The sequence below is a fragment of the Bradyrhizobium sp. UNPA324 genome, from assembly GCF_006658635.1.
Classification (GTDB): Bacteria; Pseudomonadota; Alphaproteobacteria; order Rhizobiales; family Xanthobacteraceae; genus Bradyrhizobium; species Bradyrhizobium nanningense.
Map to the genome: position 1 here is coordinate 3872347 of NZ_LFJD01000004.1, position 23475 is coordinate 3895821.

Genomic DNA, 23475 nt, shown 5'->3' on the forward strand with positions numbered 1-23475 from the left:
CTACCCCGGCATCACGCCGAACGCCTGCTTGAAACGTTCGGCATAGACCGGCCAGACCTCGGGATTGATGATGCGCGGCGGGCGCTTGCCGTCGAGCGTATCCAGCACCTGCTCGGCCGCGATCCGGCCCATGTTCTGGCGCGCCTCGATGGTCACCCCCGCGGTATGGGGGCTTGCCAGCACGTTGTCGAACTGGAGCAGCGGATGCTCCGGCGGCGGGGGCTCCTTGGACCAGACGTCGAGGCCGGCACCGGCGATGCGCTTGTCGCGCAGGGCCTGGAGCAGCGCATCCTCGTCGTGGATGAAGCCGCGCGCCGTGGTGATGAAGTAGGCATGCGGCTGCATCAGCGCGAATTCCCGTACGCTGATCATGTTGCGGCTGCCCTTGTCGAGCGGACAGGAGATCGAGACGAAATCGGCGCGCCGCAGCAGCTCATCCAGCTCCACCTTCTCCCCGCCCCGCTCCGCCATCACCTCGGCGCTGAGATACGGATCATAGGCCAGCACCTTCATGCCAAGCAGGCCCTTGCACAGCGCGGCGATGCGGCGGCCGACATTGCCGAGGCCAATGATGCCGACGGTCTTGTGCTCGACCTCGTTGCCGACCAGCTCGTTGCGGTTGACGTTGGCTTCCCGGCGCAGGCGGCGATCGGACTGAATGATGCGCTTGGACAGCGTCAGCATCATCGCCAGCGCATGCTCGGCAACCGAATGGGCATTGCCGCCGGACTGGTTGACGACCAGGACGCCCGCGACGGTGCAGGCTTCAACGTCGACGGGATCGAAGCCCGCGCCGTTGCTGGAGACAAGCAGCAGGTTCGGGGTGCGCTTCAGGAACGCGGCATCGACATGGAAATGCGGGGCGAGCTCGTCGCGGGCCGCGCCGATCTGGTAGGCATGCGCCGCGCTCAGAATCGGCGCGTAGTAATCTTCGGGACTCTCGTTCTCGATGCGATCGAGCCGAACGTCGGGCCGCGCCTTCAGGATGTCGACATAGATCGGATTGGCCAGGTATTTGACGTAGAAGACGCGCTTATTGTTGACGGACATCAGGACCCTTCCGGCTCTCTTGAAGGGCGCCGCAAGGTCAGCGCGATGCGCCCCCCGTCCGTGCCTCCCTCCCGTTTTCTCGTTGTCGCCGCTTATGACACGGCGGTGCCGGCCACGGCAGGCCGTCTGGCGCAGATCACGGTGCCGGCCCGGACATGTTGACAATCCCGCCCGCTCCGTCAAGTTCTGCCGATAGCCGCGACGGCCAACGCAACGGCGATGGCAAAGACCAAAAAGCATCGCGACGCGAGGGAGAACGCAATGGCGATTGCGGAACAGCAGACTTCGCCCCAGGCGGCACAGGGGTCCAGCGATGGGAGCTGGCACGGCATCGTCCTGCAAACCCTGAAACGAAACGAGATCAGCCTCGTCCCCTACGTGCCCGACCGCGTGCTGACGCCGCTGATCAAGAATCTGCACGCCGATCCGTTCTTCACCACCTTCGCCACCGCTCGCGAGGAGGAGGCGGTCGGCATCGTTTCTGGCGCCTGGATGGGCGGTCGGCGCGGCGCGGTGCTGATGCAGACCTCCGGCTTTGCGACGCTCGCCAACGTGCTGGCTTCGCTGGCGGTGCCTTACCAGATCCCGCTGATCATGTTCGTCTCCGAGCGCGGCACGCTCGGCGAATTCAATTATGGGCAGTCGCTGGTCTGCCGCACCATGCGCCCGGTGCTGGATTCGCTGGCGCTCGAGCATCACACCATCACCCGGCTCGACGAGCTCGAATTCATCGCCGACCGCTCGATCAAGCAGGCCGTCACCACGCAGGCGCCGGTCGCACTGATTCTCAACCCGCTGCTCACCGGCGGCAAGACTTTCGACAAGTGAGCGCCGCCATGACCACGCGCAACACCAAGGTGATGAACCGCTTCGACGTGACCTCGCGCCTGATCGCAAAGCTGAAGCACGAGGAAGCCGTGATCGGCGGCATCGGCAACACCAATTTCGACCTCTGGGCCGCCGGCCACCGCCCGCAGAACTTCTACATGCTGGGCAGCATGGGGCTCGCCTTCCCGATCGCGCTTGGCGTGGCGCTGGCGCAGCCGGATCGGCGCGTCTTCGCGCTGGAAGGCGACGGCTCGCTGTTGATGCAACTCGGCGCACTCTCGACCATTGCGACGTTGAAGCCGAAGAACCTCATCATGGTCGTGATGGACAACGGCATCTACCAGATTACCGGCGCCCAGCCGACACCTGCGGCAAGCGTCGCGGACATCGTCGCCATTGCCATCGGCTCCGGCCTTGCCAACAGCGCCTGGGCTGCGGACGAGGAGGATTTCGAACGTCTGGTCGAAGCGGCGATGTCCGCCGCCGAGCCACACCTGATCGCCGTCCGCATCGACGACAAGCCCGGCGTCGGCACTACACGGCGTGATCCCGTGCAGATCCGGGAGCGCTTCATGCACGGGCTCGGCGTGCGCGAGCCACTTTAACGTTTCGTCATTAACTACACGCCGATCTGATAGGGGGGCTGTACCGGCCCGCTGGCAATCTGTGCTAAGCGAACCGGATGTCCATTTTGGTTCGATCCATTGCCTGGCTGCTCGCGGCCGCCGTGACTTTCGCCACCCTCGGTCCCCCCGGCCTGCGGCCTCATTCCGACTTCGGCCAGGACGGCGAACATGCACTCGCATTCATCCTGGTAGGGCTGGCCTTCGGCCTCGCCTATCCGCGCCGGCGCCTGCTGAGCACCGCGGCCGCGGTGATCCTGATTGGCGTGCTTGAGCTGATGCAATTTTGGGCACCCGGACGCCACGCCCGGCTGGAGGATTTTCTGGTGGACGCGCTCACCGCCTGCATCGGCTTTGCGCTCGCGGCCTCGGCCGATTGGCTGCTCTCGCGCTTTCGCGCAAGCCCTGCCGTGACGAGCGAAAGCCCCGCGGAGTGACGCTCCGCAGGGCCTCTCTTCTCAACGCTTAACAATTACCGCCGATCAGTCGATGATCTTGACGACGCGGCGCGTGCGCGGTTCGACGATCACGCGGCGATTGTTCACGACCGCATAGCGATACTCGGTGTAATTCGGCACGGGGCGGAGCACCACGGTCGGCGGCAGCGGCTCGCCGACCACGACGCGCTCGTGGATCACCACCGAATCGTCGCGCGGGATTCCGCCCAGCACCGCATTCGGAATTTCGAGGCCGGCGCCGACGGCTGCACCGACGGTGCCGCCAACCATTGCGCCGATCGGTCCGCCGATGTCGCCACCGGCACGTGCGCCGTCCCTGGCGCCTTGTTCGGTCGTCGATTGGGCAAAGGCTGCGCTCGACGCCAGCAGCGACGCGGCAGCCAACGTAATCGCAAGACGGGTTTTCATGTTGCTTATCTCCAGTGGTTGTCCTGCGCCTTCAACCGCGGGGCCGGATCATTGTTCCGGTTCCCGCATGCCCAAGGATGCTCCAAAGCTGGAGAGTGTTACCGCGTAACAGTTCAGCTGGCTGCTATCTCGTGGCCCGCCATCAGTTCCAGCGCTCGCACCATGGCCGAATGATCCCAGCCCTTGCCGCCGTGAGCGGTGCAGGACGAGAACAATTGCTGCGCCACCGCCGTGCTCGGCAGCGACAGGCCAAGCGAGCGCGCGCCTTCGAGCGCGAGATTGAGATCCTTCTGATGCAGCTCAATGCGGAAGCCGGGATCGAAATTGCGCTTCACCATGCGCTCGCCGTGCACTTCGAGGATGCGCGAGGAGGCGAATCCGCCCATCAGCGCCTTGCGCACCAGCGCAGGGTTCGCACCAGCCTTGGACGCAAACAGCAGCGCTTCGCTCACGGCCTCGATCGTCAGCGCGACGATGATCTGGTTGGCGACCTTCGTGGTCTGGCCGTCGCCATTGGCGCCGACATGCGTGACGTTCTTGCCCATCCTGTCGAAGACCGGCTTCATGGTGCCGAAGGCCCGCTCCGGGCCGCCGACCATGATGGTGAGGCTCGCTGCCTTGGCGCCGACCTCCCCGCCTGAGACCGGCGCATCGAGATAGTCGGCACCCAGCGCCTCGATCTTCTTGGCGAACTCCTTCGTCGCGAGCGGCGAGATCGAGCTCATGTCGACGACGATCTTGCCCTTGGAGATGCCGCTGGCAACGCCGTCCTTGCCGAACAGCACGGCCTCCACATGCGGGGTGTCCGGCACCATGACGATCACGGCATCGGCCTCCTCTGCGACCTCCTTGGCCGACTTGCAGGCAACGCCGCCCGCCGCAATCAGCTCAGGCGCGACGGGCGCGACGTCGTGCAGGAGAACGCGATGGCCCGCGCTAAGGAGGTGGCCGGCCATCGGCCGTCCCATGGTGCCAAGTCCGATGAAGCCGATGTCGATCATGTCAAGCTTTCCTCAGTTGCATATGCAAGATTCATCCGCAGGCTCGGTGCACCTCTCCCGCTTGCGGGAGAGGTCGGCGCGTCCGGGCGATGCGAAGCATCGTCCCGCGCGCCGGGTGAGGGCTCTATCCGCTTGGGGATTTTCACCGCACCGCGCGAATCCCATTGCGGACACACCCTCTCCTCAGCCCTCTCCCGCACGCGGGAGAGGGAGCGCACCGTCACTGTGGCTTCGATATCTTCTACGTCTCGAACGTCTGCGCGGCGTGCCACGAAAGTCCTTCCAGCGTCGTGGTGCGCGGCTTGTATTCGCAGCCGATCCAGCCGCGATAGCCGATCGCGTCGAGGTGGCGGAACAGGAAGGGATAATTGATCTCGCCGGTCCCCGGCTCGTGCCGGCCGGGATTGTCGGCGAGCTGGATGTGGGCGATCTCAGGCAGATATTCCTGCATGGTGCGGGCGAGATCGCCCTCCATGATCTGCATGTGATAGATGTCGTACTGCACGAACAGATTGTTCGACCGCACCTCCGAGATCAGCTGCACCGCCTGCTCGGTGCCGTTGAGGAAGAAGCCGGGAATATCGAGCGTGTTGATCGGCTCGACCAGCAGCTTGATGTTCTCGCGCGCCAGCGTCGAGGCGGCAAAACGCAGATTCCCAACCAGCGTCTCCTGAAGCTCGCGCGGATCGGCATCCACAGCCGCAATACCGACGAGGCAGTTCAGCTGCTCGCAATCGAGCGCCTTGGCATAGTCGATGGCGCGGAACACACCGTCGCGGAATTCGGCGGTGCGATCGGGCAGGATCGCGATGCCGCGCTCGCCCCCCGCCCAGTTTCCGGCCGGCAGATTGTGCAGCACCTGGGTCAGCCCGTGGGCCTCGAGCTGCTCGCGCAGCTGCGCCTTATCGAAATCGTAGGGAAAGAGATACTCGACCCCGGAAAAGCCCGCCGCCTTCGCCGCTGCGAAGCGGTCGAGGAACGGCATCTCGTTGAACAGCATGGTGAGGTTGGCGGCGAATTTCGGCATGATACGGTCCTCCCCTATTCCGCCGGCTGCAGCACGCCCGGGCGCGCCCGCTCGACCTCGTCGAGCGGCAGGTCCAGCACCTCCTCGAACTCGACGATATTGTCGATCTCCGTGCCCATCGCGATGTTGGTCACGCGTTCGAGGATGAACTCGACCACCACGGGCACGCGATGCTTGGCCATCAATTCGCGCGCGCTCGCGAACGCAGCCTGTGCGTCCTTCGGATCGGTGACGCGGATCGCCTTGCAGCCGAGGCCTTCGGCGACCGCGACATGGTCAACGCCGTAGACGCCGATCTCGGGCGCGTTGATGTTCTCGAAGGAGAGCTGGACGTGATAGTCCATCTCGAAGCCGCGCTGGGCCTGGCGGATCAGGCCGAGATAGGAATTGTTCACGACGACGTGGATGTAGGGCAGATTGAACTGCGCCCCGACCGCAAGCTCCTCGATCAGGAACTGGAAGTCGTAATCGCCAGACAGGGCGACGATGTCGCGATCCGGGCACGCGGCGCGCACGCCGAGGGCGGCGGGCAAGGTCCAGCCGAGCGGTCCCGCCTGCCCGGCATTGATCCAGTTGCGCGGGCGATAGACGCCGAGGAACTGCGCGCCGGCGATCTGCGACAGGCCGATCACGGTGACGTAGCAGGTGTCGCGACCAAAGGCCTTGGTCATCTCCTCATAGACGCGCTGCGGCTTGATCGGAACGTTGTCGAAATGACTCTTGCGCAACATCGTCTTCTTGCGATCGCGGCAGGCCGCAGGCCACGCCTGGCGCTCGCGGAGCCTGCCTGCCCGCCGCCACTCCCTGGCGACGGTGACGAACAGCTCGAGCGCGGCCTTGGCGTCCGAGACGATGCCGAGATCGGGATTGAACACGCGCCCGATCTGCGTCGGCTCGATGTCGACATGCACGAAGGTGCGGCCCTTGGTGTAGGTCTCGACCGAGCCGGTGTGACGATTGGCCCAGCGGTTGCCGATACCGAGCACGAAGTCGGATTCGAGCATGGTGGCGTTGCCGTAGCGATGGCTGGTCTGAAGGCCGACCATGCCGGCCATCAGCACGTGATCGTCGGGGATCGCACCCCACCCCATCAGGGTCGGCACCACCGGCACGTTGGCGATCTCGGCGAATTCCACCAGCAGATCCGAAGCGTCGGCGTTGATGATGCCGCCGCCCGCGACGATCAGCGGCCGCTCGGCGGCGTTGAGCATCTCCAGCGCCTTCTCGACCTGCTTGCGCGTGGCGGTGGGCTTGTAGACCGGCAGCGGCTCATAGGTCTCGTCGTCGAACTCGATCTCGGCGAGCTGCACGTCGAGCGGCATGTCGATCAGCACCGGCCCCGGCCGCCCCGAGCGCATGACGTGAAAAGCCTGGCTGAACACCCGCGGCACCAGCGCCGGCTCGCGCACGGTGACCGCCCATTTGGTCACGGGCTTTGCGATCGACTCGATATCGACCGCCTGGAAATCCTCCTTGTAGAGCCGCGCGCGCGGCGCCTGCCCGGTGATGCAGAGGATCGGAACGGAATCGGCGATCGCCGAATAAAGCCCGGTAATCATATCGGTGCCCGCCGGCCCCGAGGTTCCGATGCAGACTCCGATGTTGCCGGCCTTGGCGCGGGTGTAGCCCTCCGCCATGTGCGAAGCGCCCTCGACATGCCGTGCCAGGATGTGGCGGATCGAGCCGCGCTTCTTCAGCGCCGAGTAAAGCGGATTGATCGCGGCCCCGGGAACTCCGAAGGCGGTCGAGATGCCCTCTTTCTCCAGAATTCGGACGGCTGCATCGACGGCTCGCATCTTCGCCATATCGGACCTCGCTTGAGTTGCGTCAGCGAGCGAGATCATCAGGCGTGCAGGAGCCGATCTCAACGAGATCGGTTTTATTTTCCACGATGCGGCAGCCGCAGAGAAATTGCGGCAACCTCAATCGGTTAGATACAGAAACGCGTGAAAGCGGCTCACTCGAACAGCGGCGCCAGCTCCATCTGCGGCACCAGCACGAGGCCCTTGTCGGTGATGCGAATTTCCGGAATGACCGATAAGGGAATCAAATTGAAGCCCATGTAGGGAATGGTGCAGCCGGCCTCCGCCCATTCCTCCTTCAACGCCTTGACCTCTTCGGCCACCTCCGTAACGCGCTTGTCGGACAGGAGGCCCGCAATCGGCAGCGGGACCAGCGCCCTCACCTCGCCGTCGGCAACGACGCAAACGCCGCCCTGCCGCGCCTTGATGGCGGCGATGGCAACTTGCATGTCGGGCTCGTTGGTACCGGCGACGATGATGTTGTGGCTGTCGTGTCCGACGCTGGAGGCGACCGCGCCGCGCTTGAGGCCGAAATCCTTCAAGAGGCCGTAGGCGACATTGCCGGCGGATTTTCCATGCCGCTCGACCACGGTGACGAAGCACAGGCCGTAGCGTTCAAACAGTGACGGCCAGTCCGTTGTGGGTTCGATCGCCACCTTCTCATGGATCAGCGTGATGCCGGGCAGCGCGGTCTTGATCGCGTTGACCGTACACGCTTTTGCCGGAAGCTCCGGCGTCAGCTTGACCTTCCCCGGCAGCTTCACGGTCGCGTAAGCCGCGTCAGGATATTGATAGCGCTGCGACAGTGCCTGATCGAGACGTGGCGTGATCTTGCCATGCTCGACCACGAGCTCGCCGCCATACCAGGTGCATTGCGGCTTGAGCTGATCGTCCATCAGCACCAGATCGGCGCGGCGGCCGCCGCCGAGCCCGCCGATGTCGCCATCCATGCCGAAGCGCGCCGCGCCATGCAGAGAACCCATCGACCAGGCCTGCTCCGGCGACATCCCCGCCTTGACGGCTTCGCGCACCACCCAGTCGAGACCGAACAGAAGCAAATCGTCGGCATCGCGGTCGTCGGTGCACACCGCCGTGCGCTTGTGCGAGGCCCCGAGCTCCGTGATGGTGCGGATTGCCTGCGGCAGCGAGTGCCAGGGCGTCGTCGGCGGGCCGCCACGCAGGAACACCCAGACGCCGGCGTCGAGCAGATCGTCGGCGATGTCGCGGTCGATCGCTTCGTGCGTGTCGGTGACGCCTGACGCCGCATAGGCCGCGACGAATTCGCGGCCGTAGACGTGGCCGGACACCGGCCGTCCCCGCTTCAGGGCGGCAGCGAGGATCGCATGGCTGCGCTCGTCGCCCATCGTCACCGGCACAAAGTCCATCTTCTCGCCGAGTGCCACGGCTTCGGGCCAGCGATCGAACAGACCCGCGATCTTGTCGGGCGTGAGATCACCGCCAGCCGTCTCGAGTTCAGCCGATGTCGCAGGGACTGTCGAAGGCACCGTCAAGAAAATCGAGAGCGGCGCCTGGCGCGCGTCCTCCAGCATCGCCTCGACGCCGGCGACATCCATGACGTTGCCGATCTCGTGGCTGTCGCAGAAGATCGTGGTGGTGCCGTTCAGCAGCGCTGCCTCCGCATAAGCGCAGGCGGTCACCATCGAGGATTCGATGTGGATGTGCGGATCGACCAAGCCGGGTGCGACGATGCCGCCGGCGGCGTCGTAGAGCGGCACGCTGCTCCAGGTCTTCTTCGCTGCTCCGGTCGGCTTCACGGCTGCAATGCGGCCACCGGTGACCCAGACCTCGCGGTTGACGTGGATGCGCTCCGAATAGGTCGAAAGCACCCGAGCGCCAGTGATGACGAGTTCGGGCGCGAGGCGCGCGGAAGCGACGTCGGCAAGGCGGCGCGTCATGCCGTGCAGCGGCGCGACGGCAAAGCGGGTGAGTGTTGTCATGGGGCCCTCGCGTGACCGAAACAGCCCAGCAATGGTTGCGCCCGCGGGCCGGCTCGGCAATTCAAATAAAACGGCACCTGTGCTTACGCTTTAGGCGCCGAACCTCCTGCCGTCCCCGCTGCCGAAGATCTGCGCGGGTTCCGCCTTCTCCGCGGCGGCGCGGCGGCGGCCTTGACCCGAATCCGCATCGCGCGACCCTTCGGCTCGTCGATCTCGAACGAATTCGTCTTCCGCACGAGGTCGCTCAGCTTGCGGAAGCCGTAAGTCCTTGGATCAAAATCGGAAGCCAGATTGGCGAGTTGCCGCCCGACTTCACCAAGCGCGACCCAGCCGTCCTCGCTCTCCATCTGGGTGATGACCTTCTTGATGATGGGCGTGGCAGCATCGGGCGGCTGAAGCGACGCTGACTTCGAGGCAGCGTCCTGGGTGGCCGCGGTGCCGGCGAGGAGGTTCTCCGTGTAGACGAACCTTCGGCAGGCCTGTCTGAAGCTTTCGGGCGTCTTCTGCTCGCCGAACCCAAAGACATCGACGCCCTGCTCCCGGATGCGGGCGGCCAGGCGGGTAAAGTCGCTGTCGGACGACACCAGGCAAAAGCCGTCGAACCGGCCGCTGTGAAGCAGGTCCATCGCGTCGATGACCAGCGTGATGTCGGAGGCGTTCTTCCCGGTCGTATAGGCGAACTGCTGCTGCGGGATGATGGCGTGCTTCGACAGGATGTCGGCCCAGCCCCTGGATCGCGCGTTGGAGAAGTCGCCGTAAATGCGGCGGACGCTGGCCTCGCCGATCTTGGCAATCTCCTCGAACAGTCCGTCCGCGATCTTCGCGGAGGCATTGTCGGCGTCGATCAGAACCGCGAGACGCGGCGAACGGAGCTCGGAAGGCATGACGTTCCCCAAGAGGACGCGACAACGGTGGACGGATATACCGATGTCTGGGCGCTTGCCGCCAGAGCTGATTTATTTGAATGCGGCGCTTGGGAGCGCAAACCCGGCTCAATCCGCCTTAATCGCCGGCGTCACGCCCCCAAGCGCCACCGTGAGTTCCGCCGCCACCTCGCGCACCACGCGGCCGATCTCCGGGAGCCGCCCGTCGGTGACGCGGCTGGTCAGGCCGGAGACCGAGATCGCTGCCAACGGTTCAGCCAGCGCGTTGTAGACTACTGCGGCGACGCAGCGCAGACCCATCTCGGCCTCCTCGTCATCCACCGCGAAGCCCTGCTTCCGGATCGTTGCGAGCTCCCTGAACAGGTCGCTCGGTCGCACGATGGATTTTTCAGTGAGGCGTGGCATGCCGTGATGGCGGATGACGGCGCCGACGTCTTCGTCGGAATAGGTCGCGAGCACGGCCTTGCCGACGCCTGAGGTCACCATCGCAACGCGGCCGCCCACCTTGGTCAGCGAACGCATGATCTCGCGGCTCTCCATGCGGGTCAGCACGATGATGAATTCGTCGTCGACCACCGCGAGATTGGCGGTCTCGCGGGTGAGATCGCGCAGCTTGCGCAAATAGGGAATGGCCTGCGCGGTGAAATTGCGCCGCCGCGCAAAGCTCGCGCCCACGGTAAAGCTGCGCACGCCGACATGCCATTTGGATTCGGCGCGGTCGAACTGCACGAAACGACGACTCTCCAGCGTCGCGAGCAGGCGATGTACGGTGGAGGCCGACAGGCCCGTGCGGATCGCGAGATCGCTGAGGCGGTAGCCCTCGTCGTCCTCGGCCAGTGTTTCCAGGATCGACAGCGCACGGTCGACGGACTGCACGCCGCCGTCACGATCGGCCTCCGCTGCAGGCCGAGCTTCGAGGGATTTACGCCGGATCACGTTCTTGCTCATCGCGACCTGACCCTTACCACCTCTCCCCGCGGACGGGGAGAGGTGAAAGTCTTCGTCTTAGAGCAGGCCCGCGCCGCGCGCCCACTTATACTTGGCGCCGAGCACCTCGACCGGAAGCTCGGTCGAATAGGCATAGGCCGGGATGCCGTTCTGGTAGAGATATTCGGCGGCCTCCTCGACCTCGACGTCGCCGGCCAGTGACGCCACGATCGGCTTCACAAAACCCTTGGCCTCCATCTCCTTCTTCACCTCGACCATGTTGCGGGCGAACACCATCGGTGGGGTGACGATGGTGTGCCAGTAGCCGAGGATCAACGAATGGATGCGCTCATCGGAGAGGCCGAGCTTCACCGTGTTGACGTAGGTGATCGGCGGTTCGCCGCCGGTGATATCCACAGGATTTCCGGCCGCACCGAACGGCGGAATGAACTTGCGGAAGGCCGCATCGAGATCCGGCGGCATCGACATCAGCGACAGGCCGTTGTCGACGCAGGAATCCGACAGCAGCACGCCGGAGCCGCCGGCACCCGTGATGATCAACACGTTCTCGCCCTTCGGCGTCGGCAGCACGGGCACGCCGCGGGCGAATTCGAGCAGTTGCCGCAGGCTGCGGGCCCGGATCACGCCCGACTGCGCCAGAACGTCCTCGTAGATCTTGTCGTTACCGGCGAGCGCGCCGGTGTGCGACGAGGCCGCCTTGGCGCCGGCCGAGGTGCGACCGGCCTTGAGCACGACGACCGGCTTCTTCTTGGAGACGCGTTTTGCCGCTTCCGCAAAGGCGCGACCGTCCTTGAGGTCTTCGCAGTGCTGCGCGATCAGGTTCGTGTTGGGATCCTGCTCGAAGAAGGCGAGCAGATCGTCCTCGTCGATATCGGACTTGTTGCCGAGGCCGACGATCGCGGAAACGCCCATTTTGGCCGAACGCGAGAAGCCGATGATGGCCATGCCGATGCCGCCCGACTGCGACGACAGCGCCGCATGTCCCTTGACGTCGTAAGCCGTGCAGAAGGTCGCGCAGAGATTGGCCGGCGTATAATAGAAGCCGTAGATGTTCGGCCCCATCAGGCGGATGTCGTACTTCTTGCCGACCTCGACGATCTCGGCCTGCAGCTCCGGCGCGCCGGCTTCAGCGAAGCCCGACGGAATCAGAACCGCGCCGGGGATCTTCTTCTCGCCGCATTCGGTGAGCGCCGCGGCCACGAACTTGGCGGGGATCGCGAACACCGCGACGTCGATCACGCCAGGGACGTCCTTGACGCTCTTATACGCCTTGTAGCCGAGGATCTCGGCGGCCTTGGGGTGAATCGGATAGATATCGCCCTTGTAGCCGCCGTTGATGAGGTTCTTCATCACGGAGTTGCCGATCTTGCCGTCCTCGGCGGAGGCGCCGACCACGGCGACCGCTTTGGGCTGCATGATGCGGTTCATCGCAGCCACGATCTCTTCGGTCGGGCGCGGCTTGGGTTTCGGCACATAGGCGAAGTCGACGACGATGCGGACGTCGGCGGCGGTCGCGCCCTTCGGCGTCGCGAACACCGGATTGAGGTCGAGCTCGACGATTTCAGGGAAATCGGTGACGAGTTGCGAGACCTTGACGATGACGTCGGCAAGCGCGGTGCGGTTTACCGGCTCCCCGCCGCGCACGCCCTTCAGGATCTCATGCGCCTGGATGCCGTCGAGCATCGACAGCGCGTCTTCCTTGGTCGCGGGCGCGAGGCGGAAGGTGATGTCCTTGAGCACCTCGACCAGCACGCCGCCGAGGCCGAAGGCGACCAGCTTGCCGAACGAGCCGTCGGTGATCGAACCGACGATCACTTCGGTGCCGCCGGCCAGCATCTGCTGCACCTGAACGCCTTCGATCTTGGCGTCGGCCTTGTACTTCTTGGCGTTGCCGAGAATGGTCTCGTAGGCCTTCTCGGCCTCATCGGCCGTCTTAAGGCCGACGATGACGCCGCCGGCTTCGGTCTTGTGGAGAATGTCCGGCGAGACGATCTTCATCACCACCGGGAAGCCCATCGCGGAGGCCATCTTGCCGGCCTCGCCCGCCGACTTGGCCACGCCCTCCTTCGGCACTGGAATGCCGTAGGCGTCGCAGACCAGCTTGCCTTCCGGGGCCGTCAGGCTGGTGCGGTTGTCCGCCTTGACCTGGTCAAGCACCTTGCGGACGGCATCTTTGGAATTGGACATGTGGCTTCTCCCTTGACCTCAGTTCGTTCTTTGCAAAGCGCGCGCGTGTTTGCGGCTGCCCGTGATGCTTGCCATTCGCCGCGCTCTGTTCCATGTCGCGGGCCGGAGCGGCATAAAGCCTGAGATGACTCCGCCGCCTTGGATCAAAAATGGCTGGCGATGGCATTTGGTATGCCAGAAGCCAACTTGTCAAGCTAGTGCATGGCTCGGAACGCCGCAAAAAATAGCCGCCTTGACATTCTGGCATGTGGTATGCCAAAAACTTTCCCGTTAATATTCCTGTAAAAGACGACTCCCACTGGAGGAGATTCGTCGTGTCACTACGGAAACCAACCAAGGCGTTGCCGAACATGGCCGAGGCAGACATCGCAATCGTTCGTATTGCCCCGGAGAGCAGCTTCAAGAACAAGGCGTATGACGCCTTGAAGGAAGCCATCCTCAAGATGGACATCTATTCGACGCCCGAGCCGGTGATGCTCGACGAGCGCGCGCTGTCCGAGCGCCTGGGTGTCAGCCGTACGCCGATCCGCGAAGCCATCGCGATGCTGGAACAAGATGGTTTCGTGAAGACGGTTCCACGCCGCGGCATCATGGTGGTGCGCCGGACCAAGAGCGAGATCGTCGACATGATCCGCGCCTGGGCGGCGCTGGAGAGCATGGCCGCGCGCCTCATCACCACCACCGCGCGGAAGAAGGACATCACGGCGCTGCGCGACTTCTTCAAGGATTTCGGCAAGGACCGCCTGCCGGAAGATCACGTCGAGGAATATTCCAAGGCCAACATCGCCTTCCACCAGGCGCTGATCTCGCTGTCGGAATCGCCGGTGCTGGTCGATCTCACCAACGACCTCTTGCTGCACGTGCGCGGCTATCGCCAGCTGACCATCGGACGCAAGGACCGCACCGCGACCTCGCTCCCCGAGCATCTCGGCATGATCGAAGCACTCGAAGCGCGCGACACCGAGCTCGCCGAGAAGCGCGCCCGCGACCACACCCTTGGCCTTGCCGCTTACGTCGAAGCGCATGGTCAGGAACTCTTCACTTAGCAACGTTCACCAGAAGGGCGAACAATTCGCCCCACTATCTGAGACCAGGGAGAGAAGGCCCATGCTGAATACCGCGACCAAGTCCGAGGCACCGGGCACCGAGCAGGAACTGACGGATGGCTTCCATCTCGTCATCGACGCGCTCAAGCTGAACGGCATCAACACCATCTATAATGTGCCGGGCATCCCGATCACGGATTTGGGCCGTATGGCGCAGGCCGCCGGCATTCGTGTGATCTCCTTCCGCCACGAGCAGAACGCCGGTTACGCCGCGGGCATCGCCGGCTATCTCACCAAGAAGCCCGGCGTCTGCCTCACGGTCTCCGCGCCCGGCTTCCTCAACGGTCTCACCGCGCTCGCGCACGCCACCACCAACTGCTACCCGATGATCCTGGTCTCGGGCTCCTCCGAGCGCGAGATCGTCGACCTCCAGCAGGGCGACTACGAGGAGATGGACCAGCTCGCGATCGCAAAGCCGCTGTGCAAGGCGGCCTATCGCGTGCTGCACGCCCAGGACATCGGCATCGGTTTTGCCCGCGCCATCCGCGCTGCGGTCTCGGGCCGTCCCGGCGGCGTCTATCTCGACCTGCCGGCAAAGCTGTTCGGCCAGGTCATGAGCGCCGATGCCGGCCGGAAGTCGCTGGTCAAGGTGATCGACGCAGCCCCGGCGCAGATCCCCTCGCCCGCTTCGGTGAAGCGCGCGCTCGATGTGCTGAAGAGCGCCAAGCGTCCGCTCATCATCCTCGGCAAGGGCGCCGCCTACGCGCAGGCCGATGAGGAGATCAAGAATTTCGTCGAGAAGAGCGGCGTGCCGTTCCTGCCGATGAGCATGGCCAAGGGCCTGCTCCCCGACACCCATCCGCAGTGCGCCGGTGCGGCCCGCTCGACCGTGCTCAAAGAATCCGACGTCGTGCTGCTGATCGGCGCGCGACTGAACTGGCTGCTGTCGCACGGCAAGGGCAAGAGCTGGGGCGAAGCGCCCAAGAAGTTCATCCAGGTCGACATCGAGCCGCGCGAGATGGATTCCAACGTCGAGATCGTCGCGCCCGTGGTCGGTGACATCGGCTCGGTCGTCTCCGCCTTCAACCAGGCGATGGGAGCGGGCTGGACCGCCCCGCCCGCCGAATGGACCAAGGCGATCTCGTCCAAGCGCGAAGAGAACGTCGCCAAGATGGCGCCGAAGCTGATGAACAACAAGTCGCCGATGGACTATCACGGCGCGCTCGGCGTGCTGAAGAACGTCATCAAGGAATATCCCGAGGCGATCCTCGTCAACGAAGGCGCCAACACGCTCGACCTTGCCCGCGGCGTCATCGACATGTACCGGCCGCGCAAGCGTCTGGACGTCGGCACCTGGGGCGTGATGGGCATCGGCATGGGCCAGGCGATCGCCGCCGCGCTCGAGACCGGCCACCCCGTGCTGGCGGTGGAAGGCGATTCGGCTTTCGGTTTCTCCGGCATGGAGGTCGAGACCATCTGCCGCTACAATTTGCCGATCTGCGTCGTCATCTTCAACAATGACGGCATCTATCGCGGCACCGACGTCAACGGCGCCAACGCCGATCCTGCGACGACCGTGTTCGTCAAGGGCGCGCGCTACGACAAGATGATGGAAGCCTTCGGCGGCATCGGCATGAATGCCACCTCGCCCGACGAGCTCAAGCGCGCCGTCAACGAAGCGATGAAGTCCGGCAAGCCGACGCTCATCAATGCGGTGATCGATCCGGCCGCGGGCTCGGAAAGCGGCCGCATCGGCAACCTCAATCCGCAGAGCGTCCTGCAGAAGAAGAAATAAGTCCACCCCATCAACCCTTAATCCCTGCGGTTGGCGGGGGCAGACAAAAGAGTACGGAGCAACACGATGACCAAAGCGCTCACGGGCGTTCGCATTCTCGACTTCACCCACGTCCAGTCCGGACCGACCTGCACGCAGCTGCTGGCGTGGTTCGGCGCTGACGTGATCAAGGTGGAACGTCCGGGCGTGGGTGACATCACCCGCGGCCAGCTGCAGGACATCCCGAACGTGGACAGCCTGTATTTCACCATGCTCAACCACAACAAGCGCTCGATCACGCTCGACACCAAGAACCCCAAGGGCAAGGAAGTCCTCACCGAGCTGATCAAGAAGTGCGACGTGCTGGTCGAGAATTTCGGCCCCGGCGTGCTCGACCGCATGGGCTTCCCCTGGGAGAAGATCCAACAGATCAACCCGAAGATGATCGTCGCCTCGATCAAGGGCTTTGGCCCGGGACCGTACGAAGACTGCAAGGTCTATGAGAACGTCGCGCAGTGCACCGGCGGCGCCGCCTCCACCACCGGCTTCCGCGACGGTCTTCCGCTCGTCACCGGCGCGCAGATCGGCGATAGCGGCACCGGCCTGCACCTGGCGCTCGGCATCGTCACCGCGCTGTATCAGCGCACGCATTCGGGCAAGGGCCAGCGCGTCACCGCCGCGATGCAGGACGGCGTGCTCAACCTCGCCCGCGTCAAGCTGCGCGACCAGCAGCGCCTCGCCCACGGCCCCCTCAAGGAATACAGCCAGTACGGCGAAGGCATTCCGTTCGGCGACGCCGTGCCGCGCGCCGGCAACGATTCCGGCGGCGGCCAGCCCGGCCGCATCGTCAAGTGCAAAGGCTGGGAGACCGATCCCAACGCCTACCTCTACTTCATCACCCAGGCGCCGGTCTGGGAGAAGATCTGCGACGTGATCGGCGAACCCGGCTGGAAGACCCATCCCGACTACGCCAAGCCGCCGGCCCGGCTGTCGCGCCTCAACGAGATCTTCGCCCGCATCGAACAGTGGACGATGACCAAGACCAAGTTCGAGGCGATGGAAATCCTCAACAAGGACGACATCCCCTGCGGCCCGATCCTGTCGATGAAGGAGATCATCGAGGACCAGTCGCTGCGCGCCACCGGCACCTTGGTCGAAGTCGACCACCCCACCCGCGGCAAGTACATCTCGGTCGGCAACCCGATCAAGCTGTCGGATAGCCCGAGCGAGGTGGAGCGCTCCCCGCTGCTCGGCGAGCACACCGACGAGGTCCTGCGCCAGGTGCTCGGCTTCTCGGACCACCAGGTCGCCGAGATCCACAAGTCCGGCGCCCTCGACCCGCCGCAGAAGCAGGCCGCGGAGTAAGCGGAGCAATATCGCGCGAAGCGAAAGGGCCGCCCTTTGGGGCGGCCCTTTTTCATGAGAATGCCAAGGGTGCAGGGCCTAAACTCAAGAACTGAAAAACAACCCCATGCACAGTAGCCAAGTCCTTGGCCTCAAATGCAATTTCTGATGCACCGACAATAGTCCGAGGGGTCGGGCAAAACAGGGGTCCGATGCCATCATCCCAGGAAAGGACGCAGCTCGATCCTGAGGTTTTTAGTAATCACTCGATCTCGATGGTCAGCGCTCTCCGAGCTGCTCGCGAAAATACTTCACCACCGCCGCATTGAATTCGCGGTGAAAGCCCAGCCTATCGAATCCGACCGGCGTGTCGGTGCAGATGCGCGGGACAGCCGCGGCTAATTCGGCCGAGCACGGGGCAAGGAATGCAAAGTGGCCGGCCTGCACGACGTGAATCTCCGGCTTGCCCGGCAGCTCTTCGGCAACGCGCGCGGTGCCCGAACCGTCGCCGACGCCGGGCCCGCCGAACTGCGAGCGCCAGAACTGGAACGGCACCTTGACGACGGCGAGGTTCTCCCGCGTCAGGACGCCCGGCGCGGGGTCAACGATGACAGCGGTGCGAATACGCGCATCCTGTATCGGCTCGGGCGGCGTCTCTCCATTGTGAAGCTGCGCGCAAGCGCCGCTCGTCTCCTTGCAGAGGCTAGCGACCCTCTCGAAATCCGGCTTGGTCCCCATCAGCACGAGGCCGGCCGCACCGCCACTCGAGAAACCAAAGAACCCGACCTGGGCGGGATCGACCGCCGCCCGATCCTTCCAATTGTTCAGCATGAAATCGAGCAAACGAACGATATCCGTCGGACGCGAGCCCCAGAGGGACAGGGTATTGCGCCGCGAGGAATCGTTTGCGGTGTCACCGGGATGGTTGATGGCCGCGACCACGAAGCCCGCATCAGCCAGCGCCTCCGCGGTGTCGTGATGCTGGCCGAACCAGCCGCCCCGACCGTGCGAAAAGATGATGAGCGGGAGTTTCGCGCCTGTGACGGGACAATTCCTCGCGCCCTTCAGGTCGAAATCAGCACCGACCGAAAGCTTGCCCAGCGCAACATGCGTCGGCTCAGCCGCGCATGGATACCAGATCGCGCCCGACAGCGCCGGATCGGACTCGAGCAGCTGAATGCCCGCGGCTTGCGCATGCGACCCAAGACCGCAGAGAACGACGGCAAAAGCCCAAAGCGTCTGACGCAACGGAAGCCCCCCTGATTTCGCGCAGGAGTTGAACGAGAACGAGAGCGGAATTGTGGCCTCGAGGCTGCGCGCCCCGCGCCTATGAAGCAAAATATTCGTGATGCCCTGTCGGATCCGCAGCTTCCCGGTCGTCCTCGTGACATGAATGGGCCATAGACGCCAATCTCGGGCTCATCAAACACTGAGGATAACAACCATGCCCAGCACAATCCGCCTGCACCGTGTTCTCGCCACCAGCCCGCAGAAGGTCTATCGCGCCTTCCTGGAGGCGGACGCGATGGCGAAATGGCTTCCGCCGAACGGCTTCACCTGCACCGTGCATCATTTCGAGCCAAAGGTCGGCGGCACGTTCAAGATGTCGTTCCGGAATTTCACGACGGGCAACGGCCATTCGTTCGGCGGCGAATTTCTCGAGCTCGTGCCCGGCGAACGCCTGCGCTACACTGACAGGTTCGACGATCCCAACCTGCCCGGCGAAATTCAGGTGACCGTGAGCCTGAAGAAGGTCTCGGTCGGCACCGAGATCGAGATCACGCAGGCCGGCATTCCCGACGTCATCCCGCCGGAGGCCTGCTATCTCGGCTGGCAGGAATCGCTGCGCAATCTGGCCAAGCTGGTCGAGCCGGAGATCAATCAGTAGCGACGACATCAGTCTAGTCGGGTGGGTAAGGCCCAGCGTGCCCAGCGATGCTCTCTGAACATCGGGAAGACGGTGGGCACGGCGCTCCGCGCCTTTGCCCACCCTACGCACTGGTGTGCGATCTTGATGTGCGTCAAACTGTCAGAAGGACAAAGCGGCTAGGAGCAGAAGTCTTCCCTGCGGTCGGAGCCGAGATGATGAGATCTGCTCTCGAATGGTTGATCATTGCCGGTCTAGCCGCTGGCTTCGCGACCGCCGCCAAGGCCGAAGAAGTCGACATCGGCAAGGCGGAATTTCAGTCTTCGTGCGCGAGTTGTCATGGCGCCGATGCAAAGGGCAAGGGACCGGTCAGCGGCCAGCTCAAGACACCGCCTTCCGACCTGACCATGTTGACCAGGAACAACAACGGGGTGTTTCCCACCAACGCCGTCTACGAAACCATATATGGGTCGAAATCAGTCACAGCTCACGGCACTCGTGAGATGCCGATCTGGGGCGAACGGTTCAATCCCATCGTCAACCTGCCTCACGCCGTCGATCCCTATTATTGGCAAAAGGCCGGGCCGCAGCAAAACCCGGAGGTCGTCGTGCGGACGCGCATTCTCGCCGTGATCGATTACCTGAACCGAATTCAGCAGAAATAGCGACCGAACAGCGTCGCGGCGGGCACGCTGCTCGCCGCCTGCTACGCCTTGGCGGCGAGCCCGCCGCTTGCCGTCCATCGATCCGGATCCGGGCTGTGCCCGATCAGCGCAAGCCCATAGGCGATCGACTCGAACTGGTCGCCCGACATCAGCCGTTCGTTGCCGAAGCGCTGGGCGAACAGTTTTCGCACCGCCGGCACGAAGGAGGTGCCGCCGGTCAGGAACACCTTCTCCACCTCGCGCGCGGTGATGCCGGCTTCGGCCAGCACCTTGTCGACGGTGGCACCTAACCGGGCGATGTCGTCGGCAATCCAGGATTCGAAATTCTTCCGCGTGATGGACGATCCGATCTCGACCCCGCCGCCCTTGAAGCGGAAGTCGACCTCGTCCTGCGCCGACAGCGCGACCTTGGCGTCCGACACTGCGCGGTACAGTGCAAAGCCGAGGTCGAGATCGACGATGGTGATGAAGTCCTCGAGCAGACCCGGCTTCAGCGCGGTGCGCGCAAGCTCCCGGAGCTCGCGCAGATCGCCGTTGCTCTTCATCATCGCCAGCTGATGCCAGCGCGCGAGATTGGTGTAATGGCCGCTGGGGATCGGCAGCACCTTGTCGAAGGAGCGGAAGCTGGAGCCTTTGCCCAGGCGCGGCGAGACGACATGATCGACGATGCGGTAATCGAACGTGTCGCCGGCAATCCCGATGCCGGCATGGCCGAGCGGCTCGGCGCGCAAGTGGCCGCCCGCGCGCGAGAAGCGCATCACCGAGAAATCGCTGGTGCCGCCGCCGAAATCCGCGACCAGCACGGTGGCGTCGCGCTCAAGCCTTCGGGCAAAGGAGAACGCCGCGCCCACGGGCTCGTAGACATAGCGGGCATGGCCGGCGCCCAGGCGCTCGAACGCGGCACGGTAGCGCTGCATCGCCAGCGCCTCGTCGGGATTGCCCCCGGCAAAACGCACCGGGCGGCCGACCGTGATGGTCGACGTCGCGAAGCCGAACTTCTCGCCGCCATGGCGCGCCAATGTCCGCAGGAACGCCGCAAGGATGTCCTCGAACTTGAAGCGCTGCCGGAATACTTGCGTGGTGTTGAAGCTGCTGCTCGCCGCAAAGGTCTTGAACGACTGGAGGAAGCGGTAGACGTGGCGGCCTTCGAGGAATGTCTCGATCGCCCATGGGCCACCCTCGGCCTGGGCGCCGGCGCCCGGCCGGTCCTCCCAGAAGCACAGCGCCGACACGTAGACGCTGTGGCGCTGTCCGCCGTGATCGAAGCGGATGGCCTCGACCCGGCGATCGTCCGCCGCAAGCGCGACGACCGTATTGCTGGTCCCAAAATCGATGCCGATCGAGACGGCGGGCGAGGCGCTCGACATGAACCACTCTGACAGATGATTGGAAGGGGGCAGACCACTAGCGGCTTTGACTTGTCCTGCCAAGGCCTTGGCCCTGGCCGTCCTCTTCAGTGTGCACCCGATAGTCCCTTGATTCCGGGGCCTTTCGCGTCAGAAGAGCGCCTTCAAGAGGCTTGAGCCCCTTTTGCGGGGTCAATCTAAGCCCGAAACCGGCCGCATTAGCCCCGCATTATGCTGCAATGCGGGACGTTGCATGCTGCTATGCAAACAAATGCATAGACGCTGGCATCTGGTATACCTAAATTCTCCTTCGAACGAGACGCCAAGACTGATCGTCTCGAGAAAGGGATTTCCAATGGCCAAGACCGCTTCCGTCGCCTTCGCTCCGTCCACCTCGCTGTTCAGCCGCTTTCTGGCCGCGGTCGACCGTTTCCTGATGGCGAGCGCCGAGATCTCGAACCACAACGGCGACCTGCCCCGTTTCGGCCTGTGAGCCACCTTTCCCGAGCCGCCGCGCAGCTCGGGACGGTTCCACGGCAGCTCGCATACGACTTTTGATGAATGGCCCCGCGAGACGGGGCCATTTCTACTTGTGCTGTCCCGAGTCACAACCGCAGCCGTCAACGCTGCGACATTTGCGCACGGTGACCGGACCAGTGCTTGAAGCTTGGCATAATGCATACAAGAATGCCGCTCTAGCGCTCGCAGAAAAATTAGAAGCGCCACGGGAGGCTTTATGACGGACATGGTGCAGGCAACGGCCCCTACCACCGCGCGCGTTAGCGACACGTATCGCTGGGCGCAACTGGCGATCGGTGTAGGCGCGATGGTGATGATCGCCAACTATCAATACGGCTGGACGTTCTTTGTCCCCGACATTCAGAAGAAGTTCGGCTGGGATCGCGCGTCGATCCAATGGGCCTTCACTCTGTTCGTCCTGTTCGAGACCTGGCTCGTGCCGATCGAAGGATGGTTCGTCGACAAATACGGTCCGCGGCTGGTCGTGCTGATCGGAGGCGTGCTCTGCGCCATCGGCTGGGCGATCAACGCTCAGGCGACCACGCTCAACGGCTATTATCTCGGCATGATCATCGCGGGCATCGGCGCCGGTGCCGTCTACGGCACCTGCGTCGGCAACGCACTGAAGTGGTTTCCGGACAAGCGCGGTCTTGCCGCGGGCATCACGGCCGCAGGCTTCGGCGCAGGATCCGCGCTGACGGTCGCGCCGATCCAGGCCATGATCAAGGACAGTGGCTTCCAAACCACCTTCCTTTATTTCGGCCTGGGCCAGGGCATCCTCATCTGCATCCTCGCCTTCTTCCTGATCGCGCCGAAGGCGGGCCAGGTGCCGACCGTGGTGGCGAATGCCAGCCTGTTGCAGACCCGGCGCAACTATCAGCCGACCGAGGTGCTGCGTCAGCCGATCTTCTGGCTGATGTACTTCATGTTCGTGATCGTCGGCGCAGGCGGCCTGATGGTGACGGCGAATCTGAAGCCGATCGGCGTCGATTGGAAGGTCGATGCCGTTCCGGTGACGCTGATCGGCATGACCATGACGGCCGTGACCTTCGCGGCCACGATCGACCGCGTGCTCAACGGCCTGACGCGCCCGTTCTTCGGCTGGATCTCCGACATGATCGGGCGCGAGAACACGATGTTCATCGCCTTCGGCATGGAAGGGGTCGGCATCTGGCTGCTCTACCTCTGGGGCCACGATCCGATCTGGTTCGTGATCCTGTCCGGCTTCGTGTTCTTTGCCTGGGGTGAGATCTACTCGTTGTTCCCCTCGACCTGCACCGACACGTTCGGCGCCAAGTTCGCGACCACAAATGCCGGCTTGCTCTACACCGCCAAGGGCACCGCCGCGCTCCTGGTGCCACTCGGCAATTACGTGCAGCAGACTACGGGGCACTGGGACAACGTGTTCATCATCGCGGCCGGCGCCAATATCCTGGCCTCGCTGCTGGCGATCGCGGTGCTCAAGCCCTGGCGCAAGGTCGTGGTCGCAAAATCGACCCTCTGACGAGGCGCCTTACGCCGCTCTTCCTCGAGCAGACGCCCGGCCTCACGGCCGGGCGTTTTCGTTTGGCGAGCCCCTGCGTCAATGCCCTGGCGGAGCCGGCACATTTTCTTGGACGGAGAGCCAAGTTAGGGCTTGCATTCTGGGATATGGTATACCAAGCTCCGCGCCGCGCTTGCGACGATAAGCCACAACATTTGCGACACTGGGTCATCTTGCAATCCCTAGTCGCAATCAAT

At 64.1% G+C, this 23475-nt stretch carries 21 protein-coding genes; 10 read left to right on the forward strand and 11 right to left on the reverse strand.

All coding sequences use genetic code 11. The annotated features are described in order from the left end of the window. Positions 1 to 1050, reverse strand: a complete 1050-nt coding sequence (locus UNPA324_RS18760; RefSeq protein ID WP_128919020.1) for a hydroxyacid dehydrogenase — start codon at positions 1048 to 1050, stop codon at positions 1 to 3. A gap of 261 nt (positions 1051 to 1311) precedes the next feature. On the opposite strand from UNPA324_RS18760, the gene UNPA324_RS18765 reads away from it, so the two are divergent. The 3 genes from UNPA324_RS18765 to UNPA324_RS18775 all read left to right on the forward strand — a co-directional run bounded on the left by UNPA324_RS18765 (position 1312) and on the right by UNPA324_RS18775 (position 2938). Continuing rightward, positions 1312 to 1878, forward strand: a complete 567-nt coding sequence (locus UNPA324_RS18765) for a thiamine pyrophosphate-binding protein (RefSeq protein ID WP_128919019.1) — start codon at positions 1312 to 1314, stop codon at positions 1876 to 1878. 8 nt (positions 1879 to 1886) lie between these two features. Continuing rightward, the gene (locus UNPA324_RS18770; protein WP_164936199.1) at positions 1887 to 2483 is read left to right on the forward strand and encodes a thiamine pyrophosphate-dependent enzyme; all 597 of its coding nucleotides are present in this window, start codon (positions 1887 to 1889) and stop codon (positions 2481 to 2483) included. 77 nt (positions 2484 to 2560) lie between these two features. After that, positions 2561 to 2938 carry a VanZ family protein gene (locus UNPA324_RS18775; RefSeq protein ID WP_141935321.1) on the forward strand — a complete coding sequence of 126 codons (378 nt, stop codon included), beginning with the start codon at positions 2561 to 2563 and terminating at the stop codon, positions 2936 to 2938. A 45-nt stretch (positions 2939 to 2983) separates the two neighbouring features. Here UNPA324_RS18775 and UNPA324_RS18780 read toward each other — a convergent pair whose 3' ends face one another. From UNPA324_RS18780 to UNPA324_RS18815, 8 genes are all read right to left on the reverse strand, one after another. After that, positions 2984 to 3367 (reverse strand): DUF1236 domain-containing protein, encoded by a 384-nt coding sequence (locus tag UNPA324_RS18780; RefSeq protein ID WP_128919016.1) that lies wholly within the window; start codon positions 3365 to 3367, stop codon positions 2984 to 2986. 113 nt (positions 3368 to 3480) lie between these two features. Next, complete coding sequence (locus tag UNPA324_RS18785; RefSeq protein WP_128919015.1) at positions 3481 to 4368, reverse strand: 2-hydroxy-3-oxopropionate reductase; 888 nt, start codon at positions 4366 to 4368, stop codon at positions 3481 to 3483. A gap of 241 nt (positions 4369 to 4609) precedes the next feature. After that, complete coding sequence (gene hyi / locus UNPA324_RS18790; protein ID WP_128919014.1) at positions 4610 to 5395, reverse strand: hydroxypyruvate isomerase; 786 nt, start codon at positions 5393 to 5395, stop codon at positions 4610 to 4612. 14 nt (positions 5396 to 5409) lie between these two features. Then, on the reverse strand, positions 5410 to 7200 hold the full coding sequence (gene gcl, locus UNPA324_RS18795) for a glyoxylate carboligase (protein WP_128919013.1): 1791 nt from the start codon (positions 7198 to 7200) through the stop codon (positions 5410 to 5412). Positions 7201 to 7352: 152 nt separating this feature from the next. Further along, positions 7353 to 9155, reverse strand: a complete 1803-nt coding sequence (locus UNPA324_RS18800) for an adenine deaminase C-terminal domain-containing protein (protein WP_141935322.1) — start codon at positions 9153 to 9155, stop codon at positions 7353 to 7355. Between the two features lie 83 nt (positions 9156 to 9238). Further along, entirely contained in the window at positions 9239 to 10039 is an 801-nt protein-coding gene (locus UNPA324_RS18805) for an NYN domain-containing protein (protein WP_141935323.1), read from the reverse strand. Between the two features lie 108 nt (positions 10040 to 10147). Next, positions 10148 to 10987: an IclR family transcriptional regulator gene (locus tag UNPA324_RS18810; protein ID WP_128919010.1), complete on the reverse strand. Its 840-nt coding sequence runs from the start codon at positions 10985 to 10987 to the stop codon at positions 10148 to 10150. Between the two features lie 57 nt (positions 10988 to 11044). Further along, positions 11045 to 13174 carry an acetate--CoA ligase family protein gene (locus UNPA324_RS18815; RefSeq protein ID WP_128919009.1) on the reverse strand — a complete coding sequence of 710 codons (2130 nt, stop codon included), beginning with the start codon at positions 13172 to 13174 and terminating at the stop codon, positions 11045 to 11047. A 350-nt stretch (positions 13175 to 13524) separates the two neighbouring features. Here UNPA324_RS18815 and UNPA324_RS18820 point away from each other — a divergent pair, with 350 nt between their 5' ends. The 3 genes from UNPA324_RS18820 to frc all read left to right on the forward strand — a co-directional run bounded on the left by UNPA324_RS18820 (position 13525) and on the right by frc (position 17359). After that, positions 13525 to 14220, forward strand: a complete 696-nt coding sequence (locus tag UNPA324_RS18820) for a GntR family transcriptional regulator (RefSeq protein WP_164936202.1) — start codon at positions 13525 to 13527, stop codon at positions 14218 to 14220. Between the two features lie 61 nt (positions 14221 to 14281). Continuing rightward, positions 14282 to 16015: an oxalyl-CoA decarboxylase gene (oxc, locus tag UNPA324_RS18825; RefSeq protein WP_141935324.1), complete on the forward strand. Its 1734-nt coding sequence runs from the start codon at positions 14282 to 14284 to the stop codon at positions 16013 to 16015. Between the two features lie 66 nt (positions 16016 to 16081). Further along, positions 16082 to 17359: a formyl-CoA transferase gene (frc, locus tag UNPA324_RS18830; protein ID WP_128919007.1), complete on the forward strand. Its 1278-nt coding sequence runs from the start codon at positions 16082 to 16084 to the stop codon at positions 17357 to 17359. 258 nt (positions 17360 to 17617) lie between these two features. On the opposite strand, the gene UNPA324_RS18835 is transcribed toward frc, so the two are convergent. Continuing rightward, positions 17618 to 18586 carry an alpha/beta hydrolase family protein gene (locus UNPA324_RS18835; RefSeq protein WP_141935325.1) on the reverse strand — a complete coding sequence of 323 codons (969 nt, stop codon included), beginning with the start codon at positions 18584 to 18586 and terminating at the stop codon, positions 17618 to 17620. A gap of 196 nt (positions 18587 to 18782) precedes the next feature. Between UNPA324_RS18835 and UNPA324_RS18840 the strand changes: the two genes are divergently transcribed. Both UNPA324_RS18840 and UNPA324_RS18845 read left to right on the forward strand, forming a co-directional pair. Then, complete coding sequence (locus UNPA324_RS18840) at positions 18783 to 19226, forward strand: SRPBCC family protein (RefSeq protein WP_128919004.1); 444 nt, start codon at positions 18783 to 18785, stop codon at positions 19224 to 19226. Positions 19227 to 19420: 194 nt separating this feature from the next. Further along, entirely contained in the window at positions 19421 to 19870 is a 450-nt protein-coding gene (locus tag UNPA324_RS18845; protein ID WP_128919003.1) for a c-type cytochrome, read from the forward strand. A 41-nt stretch (positions 19871 to 19911) separates the two neighbouring features. On the opposite strand, the gene UNPA324_RS18850 is transcribed toward UNPA324_RS18845, so the two are convergent. Beyond that, positions 19912 to 21237, reverse strand: a complete 1326-nt coding sequence (locus tag UNPA324_RS18850) for an Hsp70 family protein (protein ID WP_141935326.1) — start codon at positions 21235 to 21237, stop codon at positions 19912 to 19914. Between the two features lie 334 nt (positions 21238 to 21571). On the opposite strand from UNPA324_RS18850, the gene UNPA324_RS35205 reads away from it, so the two are divergent. Together UNPA324_RS35205 and oxlT are read left to right on the forward strand one after the other, a co-directional pair. Then, positions 21572 to 21709, forward strand: a complete 138-nt coding sequence (locus tag UNPA324_RS35205) for a hypothetical protein (protein ID WP_164936198.1) — start codon at positions 21572 to 21574, stop codon at positions 21707 to 21709. A 243-nt stretch (positions 21710 to 21952) separates the two neighbouring features. Next, positions 21953 to 23239 carry an oxalate/formate MFS antiporter gene (gene oxlT / locus UNPA324_RS18855; protein ID WP_128919001.1) on the forward strand — a complete coding sequence of 429 codons (1287 nt, stop codon included), beginning with the start codon at positions 21953 to 21955 and terminating at the stop codon, positions 23237 to 23239. The last annotated feature ends 236 nt before the right edge of the window (positions 23240 to 23475 follow it).

Bases quoted from the DNA above. Each gene is read 5' to 3' on its own strand.
- UNPA324_RS18770 (WP_164936199.1), top strand. From the start codon at position 1,887: ATGACCACGCGCAACACCAAGGTGATGAACCGCTTCGACGTGACCTCG.
- UNPA324_RS18775 (WP_141935321.1), top strand. From the start codon at position 2,561: ATGTCCATTTTGGTTCGATCCATTGCCTGGCTGCTCGCGGCCGCCGTG.
- gcl (WP_128919013.1), bottom strand. From the start codon at position 7,200: ATGGCGAAGATGCGAGCCGTCGATGCAGCCGTCCGAATTCTGGAGAAA.
- UNPA324_RS18810 (WP_128919010.1), bottom strand. From the start codon at position 10,987: ATGAGCAAGAACGTGATCCGGCGTAAATCCCTCGAAGCTCGGCCTGCA.
- UNPA324_RS18805 (WP_141935323.1), bottom strand. From the start codon at position 10,039: ATGCCTTCCGAGCTCCGTTCGCCGCGTCTCGCGGTTCTGATCGACGCC.
- UNPA324_RS18850 (WP_141935326.1), bottom strand. From the start codon at position 21,237: ATGTCGAGCGCCTCGCCCGCCGTCTCGATCGGCATCGATTTTGGGACC.
- oxc (WP_141935324.1), top strand. From the start codon at position 14,282: ATGCTGAATACCGCGACCAAGTCCGAGGCACCGGGCACCGAGCAGGAA.
- UNPA324_RS18765 (WP_128919019.1), top strand. From the start codon at position 1,312: ATGGCGATTGCGGAACAGCAGACTTCGCCCCAGGCGGCACAGGGGTCC.
- UNPA324_RS18820 (WP_164936202.1), top strand. From the start codon at position 13,525: ATGGCCGAGGCAGACATCGCAATCGTTCGTATTGCCCCGGAGAGCAGC.
- UNPA324_RS18845 (WP_128919003.1), top strand. From the start codon at position 19,421: ATGATGAGATCTGCTCTCGAATGGTTGATCATTGCCGGTCTAGCCGCT.
- frc (WP_128919007.1), top strand. From the start codon at position 16,082: ATGACCAAAGCGCTCACGGGCGTTCGCATTCTCGACTTCACCCACGTC.
- UNPA324_RS18800 (WP_141935322.1), bottom strand. From the start codon at position 9,155: ATGACAACACTCACCCGCTTTGCCGTCGCGCCGCTGCACGGCATGACG.
- UNPA324_RS18840 (WP_128919004.1), top strand. From the start codon at position 18,783: ATGCCCAGCACAATCCGCCTGCACCGTGTTCTCGCCACCAGCCCGCAG.
- UNPA324_RS18785 (WP_128919015.1), bottom strand. From the start codon at position 4,368: ATGATCGACATCGGCTTCATCGGACTTGGCACCATGGGACGGCCGATG.
- UNPA324_RS18760 (WP_128919020.1), bottom strand. From the start codon at position 1,050: ATGTCCGTCAACAATAAGCGCGTCTTCTACGTCAAATACCTGGCCAAT.
- UNPA324_RS18780 (WP_128919016.1), bottom strand. From the start codon at position 3,367: ATGAAAACCCGTCTTGCGATTACGTTGGCTGCCGCGTCGCTGCTGGCG.
- UNPA324_RS18815 (WP_128919009.1), bottom strand. From the start codon at position 13,174: ATGTCCAATTCCAAAGATGCCGTCCGCAAGGTGCTTGACCAGGTCAAG.
- UNPA324_RS35205 (WP_164936198.1), top strand. From the start codon at position 21,572: ATGGCCAAGACCGCTTCCGTCGCCTTCGCTCCGTCCACCTCGCTGTTC.
- oxlT (WP_128919001.1), top strand. From the start codon at position 21,953: ATGACGGACATGGTGCAGGCAACGGCCCCTACCACCGCGCGCGTTAGC.
- hyi (WP_128919014.1), bottom strand. From the start codon at position 5,395: ATGCCGAAATTCGCCGCCAACCTCACCATGCTGTTCAACGAGATGCCG.